Origin of the sequence: Limnohabitans sp. Hippo4, assembly GCF_003063605.1 — a bacterium.
In the GTDB taxonomy this organism is placed as follows: Bacteria; Pseudomonadota; Gammaproteobacteria; order Burkholderiales; family Burkholderiaceae_C; genus Limnohabitans_A.
Map to the genome: position 1 here is coordinate 101,318 of NZ_NESE01000006.1, position 6,791 is coordinate 108,108.

A 6,791-nucleotide genomic window follows, 5' to 3' on the forward strand; every position below is an offset into this window, starting at 1 on the left:
ATTGTTTCGCCTCAGACTCTTGAAGAGATGGCCACTGTTCGGCACATCTTTACGGAGTATGCACAGTCACTCAATGTGGATTTGTGTTTTCAAGACTTCGAAGCCGAACTGCAACAGCTACCAGGCGAGTACGCAGCGCCGCGAGGGGCTTTGCTTTTGGCCATGGTCGATGGCGAAGTGGCGGGGTGCTGCGCATTAAGACCGCTCGATTCGGCCGATTCACCCAATGCGTCTGAAATGAAACGCTTGTATGTACGGCCCGCATTTCGCCGCTTGGGTTTAGGACGCCAACTGGCAGAAGCCATTTTGGATGCAGCGCGTCAATGTGGCTACAGCTGTGTGCTGCTGGACACCTTGGATGAAATGGAAACAGCGCGTGCTTTGTACGAAGACTTGGGATTTGAAGAAATCCCGCCGTACTATCACAACCCATTGCCAGGTGCGCACTATCTCAAAGTGATGCTTTGAGTTGAAGCACACAGCATGCGCCGGCAGGTGCAATGCTGTGTCTTCAGTTGGCCCCTTGTGAGAGCCTGATGCCTGATCGGCAATCAGCCTTTGACTTGAGCCAACAGGGTGTCAGCGTCGCTGACTTCAAATTTGCCTGGGCCTTCAATGTTCAAGCTGGCAACTTTGCCATCTTTGACCAACATGGAATAACGGTTGCTGCGCAGGCCCATGCCGCGCGCTGTCAGGTCCAAGGTCAGGCCAGTGGCTTTGGTGAAGTCTGCACTGCCGTCGCCCATCATGCGCACTTTGCCTGTGCTCTTGAGCTCACGTCCCCATGCGCCCATGACAAAAGCATCGTTCACGCTGACACACCAAATTTCATCAACGCCTGCGGCCTTCAAGGCATCGTATTGCGCCACATAACCGGGGACGTGTTTGGCAGAGCAGGTGGGCGTGAAAGCGCCTGGCAATGCGAACAAGGCAATGGTTTTACCATCAGATGCTTTTGCCACATCGACGGGGTTGGGGCCAATGCTGCAACCGTTGCCTTCAACTTCAACAAATTCTGTCAATGTCACTGCAGGAAGTGTGTCGCCAACTTTGATCATGGTGTGTCCTTTAATCTTGGATGAGTGAATGGGTGTGAGTGTCTATTCGTAAGAGCAGAAATATATTCAGACGAAAAAAAAACGACCCACAATTGTGAGTCGTTTTTTGAAGGTTTGCTGAGAATAAGCAGATTAAGCTTAAACCGCTGCAGCCTTTTCAACCAAACGGGTTGCAACCCAGTTTTTGGTTTTGGAAATTGGCTTGCTCTCGGTGATCTCGATCACGTCGCCCAAACCGAATTGTCCAGATTCGTCATGTGCGTGGTACTTGCTTGATTTGGCAACAATCTTGCCGTACAAAGCATGCTTCACGCGACGCTCCACCAACACCGTTACGGTTTTGGCGCGTTTGTCGCTGACCACCTTGCCGATCAAGGTGCGCTTGAGGGATGTTTTAGCTTCCGTCATGGTCACTCCTTATTTGGCGGCTTGCTTTTCAGCAAGGATGGTTTTGGCACGAGCGATGCTGCGGCGAGTTTCGCGCAGTTGGTTCGTGTTGCCGAGTTGCTGAGTGGCTTTTTGCATGCGCAAGTTGAAATGGGCCTTTTGCAAGTCCTTGATTTCTTTTGCCAGTCCAGCTTCGTCTTGGGTGCGCAGTTCAGTTGTGTTCATTGTGAGTTCTCCTGAATTACTGGCCAATCATGCGAGCGACAAACGTCGTGCGCAAGGGCAGTTTGGCTGCGGCCAATTTAAACGCTTCACGGGCCAATTGCTCTGGCACGCCAACGATTTCATACAACACCTTACCGGGCTGAATTTCAGCCACGTAGTACTCGGGGTTGCCCTTACCGTTACCCATACGAACCTCTGCAGGTTTTGTAGAGATTGGCTTGTCGGGGAACACACGAATCCAGATACGGCCGCCACGCTTCACGTGACGTGAAATTGCACGACGTGCAGCTTCGATCTGACGGGCCGTCAAACGGCCGCGGTCGGTGGACTTCAAACCGAAATCACCAAACGCAACCGTGTTGCCACGGGTTGCGACGCCGGTGTTGCGGCCCTTTTGTTCCTTACGGAACTTTCTGCGAGCGGGTTGCAGCATGTTTACTCTCCTTTGGCACCGTCAGCTGCTGCAGCTGGCGCGGCTACTTTACGTACGCGCTTAACGGTGGGTTTGACATCACCACCAGCTTCGGCGGGCTTGTCGCTGCCGTCAACTGGTGCTGTGTTGGTACCGCCAGCACGACGGGGCGCACCGCGAGCAGGCCGGTCACCCGGACGTGCATCACGACGCGGGCCACGTGGGCGACGCTCTTCTTCTTGACGGGGTTCAGCCAAAGCGGGTGCATCGTTGCGACCCAGGTTGTCACCCTTGTAGACCCAGACCTTCACGCCGATCACACCGTAGGTGGTCTTAGCTTCAGAAGTGCCGTAGTCAATGTCAGCGCGCAGAGTGTGCAAAGGCACGCGGCCTTCACGGTACCACTCAGTACGTGCGATCTCGATACCGTTCAAACGGCCAGCAGACATGATCTTGATGCCCAGAGCACCCAGACGCATGGCGTTTTGCATGGCGCGCTTCATGGCGCGGCGGAACATGATCCGCTTTTCGAGCTGTTGTGTGATGCTGTCAGCAATCAGTTGCGCATCGATTTCGGGCTTGCGCACTTCTTCGATGTTCACTGCGACTGGCACGCCCAAACGAGCTGCGAGTTCTTTTTTCAAGCTCTCGATGTCTTCGCCTTTTTTGCCGATCACAACACCAGGACGAGCCGAGAAAATTGTGATGCGTGCGTTTTTAGCTGGACGCTCGATGAGGACGCGTGCAACCGCAGCGTTCTTTAACTTGGCCTTGAGGTATTCACGAACCTTGATGTCTTCGGCCAACATGCCGGCGAAATCACGGTTGCTTGCGTACCAACGGCTTGCCCAATTGCGGCTGACCGCAAGGCGGAAGCCGGTAGGATGGATTTTTTGTCCCATATTCTTCCTAGGCCTTTCAGTTGCCAACCGTCACATACACGTGGCATGTGGGCTTGCTGATACGGTTGCCACGGCCTTTGGCGCGGGCGGTGAAACGCTTGAGTGTGGCGCCTTGTTCGACGTAGATGGTTTTCACCTTCAACTCGTCGATATCAGCACCGTCGTTGTGTTCAGCGTTGGCGATAGCGGACTCCAAAACCTTCTTCACGATGCCAGCAGCTTTTTTCTGCGTGAATGTGAGGATGTTCAAAGCTTGATCCACTTTTTTGCCGCGAATCAAATCGGCGACCAGGCGGCCTTTATCGACCGACAAACGGACGCCCCTGAGGACTGCACGTGTTTCCATGGTCTTTCCTTATTTCTTCTGGACTTTTTTGTCCGCTGGATGACCCTTGAATGTCCGGGTCAAAGCGAATTCACCCAGCTTGTGGCCAACCATTTGGTCAGTCACATAAACAGGCACGTGTTGTTTGCCGTTGTGCACAGCAATGGTCAAACCGATGAAATCGGGCAAGACCATAGAACGACGTGACCATGTTTTGATGGGCTTCTTGTCTTTCGTTGCAACGGCTTTTTCAACCTTGACAACGAGGTGATGGTCAACAAATGGACCTTTTTTAAGTGAGCGAGTCATTGGCTACCCTTTACTTCTTGCGACGCGACACGATCATGACCTGCGTGCGCTTGTTGTTACGGGTACGGTAGCCCTTAGTCAGGTTACCCCATGGGTCAACTGCATGACGGCCTTCACCGGTACGACCTTCGCCACCACCGTGTGGGTGGTCAACAGGGTTCATTGCCACACCGCGGACGGTAGGACGAATACCCATCCAACGCTTCACACCGGCTTTGCCCAACTGGCGCAAGCTGTGTTCTTCGTTGGCGACTTCACCAATCGTTGCACGGCAATCGATGTGAATCTTGCGAACTTCACCGGAACGCATACGCACTTGAGCGTAGATGCCTTCGCGGGCCAACAATGTGGCAGAAGTACCAGCAGAGCGAGCGATTTGAGCGCCGGCACCTGGTTTCAATTCGATGCAGTGAATGGTTGAACCCACTGGAATGTTGCGGATGGGCAATGTATTGCCTGCACGGATCGGGGCTTCCGAACCGGACAACAATGTTGCGCCAACTTCCAAACCACGGGGTGCAATGATGTAACGACGCTCACCATCTGCATAGCAGACCAACGCAATGTGCGCTGTACGGTTTGGATCGTACTCAATGCGTTCCACTTTGGCTGGAATTGCATCTTTGTTACGTTTGAAGTCAACAACACGGTAGTGATGTTTGTGACCACCACCCTTGTGACGGGTTGTGATGTGACCGTTGTTGTTGCGACCCGATTTTTGATGCTGTGCTTCGAGCAAAGGCGCATAGGCCTCGCCTTTGTACAGGTGATCGCGAGTCACCTTCACCACGCCACGTTGGCCTGGTGAGGTTGGTTTGAGTTTAATGACTGCCATGATTAAGCGGCCTCCCCTGAGAGGTTCAGCTCTTGACCTGGCATCAAGGTGACATAAGCCTTGCGAACGTTGTCGCGACGGCCCACAGTCTTGCCAAAACGCTTGGTCTTGCCTTTGGTGTTCACCACAGACACGCCCTTAACTTCCACCTTGAACATCAACTGCACAGCAGCTTTAATTTCAGGCTTGGTAGCGTCCTGCAGCACTTTGAATGTGACAGCGTTTGATTTTTCTGCAACCATGGTGGCCTTCTCGGACACGATGGGGGCAACCAACACAGCCATCAGACGACCTTCGTCAAACTTTTGTGTGCTCATGCGAACATCTCCTTGAGTTTGTCGACAGCGCCTTTGGTCACGAGCACTTTCTTGAAGTGCACCAAAGACACGGGGTCGGCGTAACGGGGCTCAACAATCAGGACATTGACCAGATTGCGAGAAGCCAAGTACAGGTTTTCATCAACTTCGTCGGCAATGACCAAGACGGAGTCGAGGTTCATGGCTTTCAATTTGGCAGCCAACTGCTTGGTTTTGGGAGACTCAACCTTGAGGGAGTCCACCACAGCCAAGCGGCCTTCGCGAGCCAACTGAGAGAAGATCGAAGCCATACCAGCGCGGTACATCTTCTTGTTGATCTTCTGTGTGAAGTTCTCGTCGGGCATGTTCGGGAAAATACGACCACCGCCGCGCCACAAAGGCGAAGAAGTCATACCAGCACGTGCACGGCCAGTACCTTTTTGTTTAAAGGGCTTCTTGGTTGAGTGGTGAACTTGTTCACGGTCTTTTTGAGCGCGGGTGCCTTGACGGGCATTGGCTTGATAAGCCACCACGATCTGGTGAATCAGGTCTTCGTTGTATTCACGACCGAACACGGTTTCTGGCGCTTCGAATTTAGAAGCGGCTTGACCTTGGTCGTTCAGGAGTTCGAGCTGCATCAGTTCGCTCCTTTAGCTTTGATAGCGGGACGCACAGTCACGAAGCCGCCTTTGGAACCAGGGATTGCACCTTTGATCAGGAGCAAGCCACGGACTTCATCTACGCGCACGACGTCGAGGTTCTGGGTTGTGCATGTGACATCACCAAGGTGACCGGACATGCGCTTACCTGGGAACACGCGACCTGGGTCTTGCGCCATAGAGATCGAGCCTGGCACGTTGTGCGAACGGCTGTTACCGTGCGACGCGCGCTGTGACTTGAAGTTGTGACGCTTGATGGTGCCCGCGAAGCCTTTACCAATGGAAGTGCCTTGCACGTCCACTTTTTGGCCCACAGCAAACACCGTAGCAGGCACAGCAGCGCCAGCGGCGTACTGAGCTGCTGTATCAGCAGTCACTTTGAATTCTTGAATGATTTCACCGGCTTCAACGCCTGCTTTCGCAAGGTGGCCAGCAATTGGCTTGGTCACGCGCGATGCTTTGCGCGAGCCGAACGTTACCTGAAGGGCAACGTAGCCATCGTTCTCTTGGGTTTTCACCTGGGTCACGCGGTTGTTTGAAACATCTACCACTGTGACAGGCACTGCGTCCCCATCATCAGTGAACAGACGCATCATGCCCACCTTGCGGCCCAGCAACCCTAAGGAGTTGCTAAGACTCATGTTTTTTCTCCAAAACTTCCACCCCAGCGACTTCAATTGGCCCCTGGGTTTGACCTAGAAAACTCTAGGCTTGATATGAAAGAAGGTTAATGTAAATCTCAACCCAAAATGGGCTGAGCCTCGAATTATAGCCGCGTGCCATGCAAGATGGCAAGCGTTTTCAAATTCAAGTCTTTTTGGGGCTTTTTCAGACCCCGAAGAGGACGTTGCTCACCTGGTTTTCCGGGCTGGCAACGCCTCAACTGTCTTGTCAATTGCAGTAATTAAAACTAATTATTGCAATTTGATTTCGACGTCCACGCCAGCTGGCAGGTCCAACTTCATCAATGCGTCCACAGTTTTATCTGTAGGGTCAACGATGTCCATCAGACGCTGGTGCGTACGGATTTCGAACTGGTCACGGCTGGTCTTGTTGACGTGTGGTGAACGCAGAATGTCAAAACGCTTCATGCGTGTTGGCAGTGGCACGGGGCCCTTGACAATCGCGCCGGTGCGCTTGGCAGTGTCTACGATCTCAGCAGCAGACTGGTCGATCAATTTGTAGTCAAACGCTTTGAGGCGAATGCGGATTTTTTGTTTAGCTGACATGCGTGTGCTCCAAACTTAGGCTTAATGAATTAAGCGATGATTTTGGCAACAACGCCAGCGCCCACAGTGCGGCCGCCTTCGCGGATCGCAAAACGCAGACCTTCTTCCATGGCGATCGGGTTGATCAACTTCACAGTGATCGACACGTTGTCAC

Annotated in this window: 13 protein-coding genes and 1 pseudogene; 1 reads left to right on the plus strand and 13 read right to left on the minus strand. The window is 53.1% G+C overall.

The annotated features are described in order from the left end of the window. Positions 1–27 precede the first annotated feature (27 nt). Complete coding sequence (locus B9Z46_RS13900) at positions 28–468, plus strand: GNAT family N-acetyltransferase (protein ID WP_055359494.1); 441 nt, start codon at positions 28–30, stop codon at positions 466–468. Positions 469–551: 83 nt separating this feature from the next. Here B9Z46_RS13900 and B9Z46_RS13905 read toward each other — a convergent pair whose 3' ends face one another. From B9Z46_RS13905 to B9Z46_RS13965, 13 genes and pseudogenes are all read right to left on the minus strand, one after another. After that, complete coding sequence (locus B9Z46_RS13905) at positions 552–1,058, minus strand: peroxiredoxin (protein ID WP_108257190.1); 507 nt, start codon at positions 1,056–1,058, stop codon at positions 552–554. A 138-nt stretch (positions 1,059–1,196) separates the two neighbouring features. Beyond that, positions 1,197–1,466: a 30S ribosomal protein S17 gene (gene rpsQ, locus B9Z46_RS13910; protein WP_108257191.1), complete on the minus strand. Its 270-nt coding sequence runs from the start codon at positions 1,464–1,466 to the stop codon at positions 1,197–1,199. A 9-nt stretch (positions 1,467–1,475) separates the two neighbouring features. Continuing rightward, on the minus strand, positions 1,476–1,670 hold the full coding sequence (rpmC, locus tag B9Z46_RS13915) for a 50S ribosomal protein L29 (RefSeq protein WP_055359491.1): 195 nt from the start codon (positions 1,668–1,670) through the stop codon (positions 1,476–1,478). Between the two features lie 16 nt (positions 1,671–1,686). Continuing rightward, complete coding sequence (rplP, locus tag B9Z46_RS13920; protein ID WP_055359490.1) at positions 1,687–2,103, minus strand: 50S ribosomal protein L16; 417 nt, start codon at positions 2,101–2,103, stop codon at positions 1,687–1,689. 2 nt (positions 2,104–2,105) lie between these two features. Continuing rightward, a complete protein-coding gene (gene rpsC / locus B9Z46_RS13925; RefSeq protein ID WP_055359489.1) occupies positions 2,106–2,984 on the minus strand; it encodes a 30S ribosomal protein S3 in 879 nt (292 codons plus the stop codon). Positions 2,985–3,000: 16 nt separating this feature from the next. Next, positions 3,001–3,330 carry a 50S ribosomal protein L22 gene (gene rplV, locus B9Z46_RS13930; protein WP_055359488.1) on the minus strand — a complete coding sequence of 110 codons (330 nt, stop codon included), beginning with the start codon at positions 3,328–3,330 and terminating at the stop codon, positions 3,001–3,003. Between the two features lie 9 nt (positions 3,331–3,339). Continuing rightward, the gene (gene rpsS, locus B9Z46_RS13935; protein ID WP_108257192.1) at positions 3,340–3,618 is read right to left on the minus strand and encodes a 30S ribosomal protein S19; all 279 of its coding nucleotides are present in this window, start codon (positions 3,616–3,618) and stop codon (positions 3,340–3,342) included. A gap of 10 nt (positions 3,619–3,628) precedes the next feature. Further along, the gene (rplB, locus tag B9Z46_RS13940) at positions 3,629–4,453 is read right to left on the minus strand and encodes a 50S ribosomal protein L2 (RefSeq protein ID WP_055359486.1); all 825 of its coding nucleotides are present in this window, start codon (positions 4,451–4,453) and stop codon (positions 3,629–3,631) included. A 2-nt stretch (positions 4,454–4,455) separates the two neighbouring features. Further along, the gene (gene rplW / locus B9Z46_RS13945) at positions 4,456–4,770 is read right to left on the minus strand and encodes a 50S ribosomal protein L23 (RefSeq protein ID WP_055359485.1); all 315 of its coding nucleotides are present in this window, start codon (positions 4,768–4,770) and stop codon (positions 4,456–4,458) included. Next, positions 4,767–5,387: a 50S ribosomal protein L4 gene (gene rplD, locus B9Z46_RS13950; protein WP_055359484.1), complete on the minus strand. Its 621-nt coding sequence runs from the start codon at positions 5,385–5,387 to the stop codon at positions 4,767–4,769. The genes rplW and rplD overlap by 4 nt, the downstream gene beginning before the upstream one ends. Beyond that, positions 5,387–6,049 carry a 50S ribosomal protein L3 gene (rplC, locus tag B9Z46_RS13955; protein ID WP_055359483.1) on the minus strand — a complete coding sequence of 221 codons (663 nt, stop codon included), beginning with the start codon at positions 6,047–6,049 and terminating at the stop codon, positions 5,387–5,389. The genes rplD and rplC overlap by 1 nt, the downstream gene beginning before the upstream one ends. A gap of 273 nt (positions 6,050–6,322) precedes the next feature. Further along, complete coding sequence (gene rpsJ / locus B9Z46_RS13960; RefSeq protein WP_055359482.1) at positions 6,323–6,637, minus strand: 30S ribosomal protein S10; 315 nt, start codon at positions 6,635–6,637, stop codon at positions 6,323–6,325. Between the two features lie 29 nt (positions 6,638–6,666). Further along, a pseudogene (locus B9Z46_RS13965) lies at positions 6,667–6,791 on the minus strand (elongation factor Tu); the annotation flags it as partial.